This window comes from Fulvivirga lutimaris, from assembly GCF_009711525.1.
Classification (GTDB): Bacteria; Bacteroidota; Bacteroidia; order Cytophagales; family Cyclobacteriaceae; genus Fulvivirga; species Fulvivirga lutimaris.
Genome location: NZ_SMLV01000133.1, coordinates 1 through 2,532, shown reverse-complemented (window position 1 = coordinate 2,532; position 2,532 = coordinate 1). Strand labels below are relative to the sequence as shown.

General features: G+C 36.6%; 2 protein-coding genes. Both read left to right on the top strand.

Features of this window, described 5'->3' with window-relative positions:
- Positions 1-168 precede the first annotated feature (168 nt).
- A complete protein-coding gene (locus tag E1140_RS00750; protein WP_155178041.1) occupies positions 169-1,068 on the top strand; it encodes a DUF4382 domain-containing protein in 900 nt (299 codons plus the stop codon).
- Between the two features lie 98 nt (positions 1,069-1,166).
- Positions 1,167-2,477, top strand: coding sequence for an aspartate kinase (locus E1140_RS00745; RefSeq protein WP_155178040.1), 1,311 nt, complete (start codon positions 1,167-1,169; stop codon positions 2,475-2,477).
- Positions 2,478-2,532: the final 55 nt, after the last annotated feature.

Below are 2,532 nucleotides of genomic sequence, written 5' to 3'. Positions count from 1 at the left end.
ACTTTATATATAAAAAAAAAGGGGCTCACTGAGCCCCTTTTTTTTTTACTCCCAGCTGTACCTTCAACTCATCGTCCAATAATGTAACTCACAGAGAATAACACATTTAGAAGTCTACAAATGCGAAAATCAACGTATATATTGCTGTACTAAACATTTATTTATCATATGAAATTACTCAATAAATTACTCGTTATTTTATTTGCATCTTCACTACTCTTTGCTTGCGGTGATGACAATGAAGCAGCAAAGGGCAGAGTAAGTGTTTCCATAACGGATGCACCGATTGATGATGCTAATGTTTCCGCTGTTTTTATTTCTATTAATAGTGTAGAGTTAAAAGGACCTGATGGATGGACAACATTAGACAGCTTTGAGGAGCCTGTTTCAATAGACCTTTTAAGCTATCAAAATGGTGAAGTTTACTTCTTAACAGATGAAGTCATTGATGCAGGTTCGTACTCTGAAGTGAGATTAATGCTTGACATTCAAGATAAGATTAATGGAGTTCAACAAAATGAGGGCTGTTATATAGAATATAAAGACGGCTCTACTCAACCATTGCTTGTACCAAGTGGTGGTAGATCAGGGTACAAAGCCAAAGGTGAATTTGATATAGTCTCTGGTGGTGCAGTCGCATTAACGCTGGATTTTGATGTTAGAAAAGCAGTAGTCGAAGCAGGATCAAGCGGAAAATTCATTCTTAAACCAACCATTAGGTTAATTGCCAATCAAGATGCCAGTATGATAACTGGTACTTTCGATCAGGAAGATGGTGACTTTTCTAAAGTAATAGTATTTGCTTACGAAGATGATACTTTTACTGACAGTGAGATGGATGAGCCAGGTGATGAAGAAGTTCGATTTGCTAATGCTGTTACTAGCAATACGGTGACTGAAGAAGGCGCTTTTACCTTGGCCTTTATGGAATCAGGTACTTATGATCTTTACTTCGCATCTTATGATGAGAATGGTGAGTTTATAGAGCTTATTGGATCATCTAATGATGTAGAAGTTGAAGCAGGAATTAATTTAAGTCTTGATATTAGTCTCAGCCTTCTGAACTAAATAATAGACATTCTTGAAAAATGAAAGAGCCCCATGATGGGGCTTTTTTTATTATTTAATTTTCTTGACCTATTTTCGCAGCCTATTTTAATACAGTTATGATTATTTACAAATTTGGAGGAACTTCTGTAGGCAATGCCGAAAGAATGAAAAAGGTAGCTACACTCATTACAAATGATGATGCTTCTAAGGTTGTTGTACTGTCTGCCGTATCTGGCACAACCAACACATTGGTTGAAATAGGCGAGCTACTCCAAAAGCGAAAACCGGAAACAGCTGTAAAGCTGATAGAGAGTTTACGCAACGATTATAACCAACTAATATCAGAACTTTACGACTCCCCAGAGGCACATAAAAAAGGTACTGAAATACTTGATAAGTATTTTGGGCAAATGCTTTCTTTAGCCAATATCCCCGATTTCAATCTTGGTAATAACAAGACCATGCTTGCCTTTGGTGAGATACTCTCAACAAACCTATTTCAGGTATTCATGGAAAGTAATGGCCATGAAAGCCAACTTATTTCCGCACTGGATTTTATGACCATTGATGAAGAAGGTGAACCTGAGATTGAAGAAATAGGTAAAAAGTTAAAACCACAGCTAAACAAAAGGCTTACTATCACTCAGGGTTTTATCTGTCGAAACCCACAAGGGCAGACTGATAACTTAAAAAGAGGTGGTAGCGACTATAGTGCTTCTATAATAGGTGCTGCCATACAAGCTGAGGAAATTCAGATCTGGACAGATATTGATGGAATGCATAACAATGACCCTAGAATTGTCAAAAAGACTGCTCCTATCGCAGCTTTGACCTTTGATGAAGCTGCAGAACTTGCATACTTTGGTGCTAAAATTTTGCACCCTGCTTCAATATTGCCTGCACAGAAATATAAAATTCCTGTAAGGTTAAAAAGCACTATAAATCCCGATGCAGAAGGCACTCTTATTGGCTCTAAAACCTCCAGCAGAGATGTAAAAGCTATTGCTGCCAAGGATGGTATTACAGCTGTAAAAATTAAATCATCGAGAATGCTATTGGCTTATGGATTTCTTAAAAACATATTTGAGGTATTTGGCCAGTTCAAAACATCTATTGATATGGTGACTACCTCTGAGGTTGCTGTTTCATTGACTATTGATGATGACACTCACCTTGAATCCATTAGAACCGAGCTGAATAAATTTGGTAATGTTGAAGTAGATATCAATCAAACGATAATATGCATAGTAGGAGATTTAATATCAGAAAAAAGTGGAATACTTAAGCGTATTTTTGATGCAGTATCAGACATTCCCGTAAGGATGGTAAGCTACGGTGGAAGTAGAAATAACATTTCACTATTAATAGATTCCAAGCTTAAAGCTGATGTGTTGAATGCCTTGAATGACGGACTATTTGAATCATAAGACGAATTAATTTCATTGGTAATATATTGCCCAATTTATTTAAATAAATTGGGCA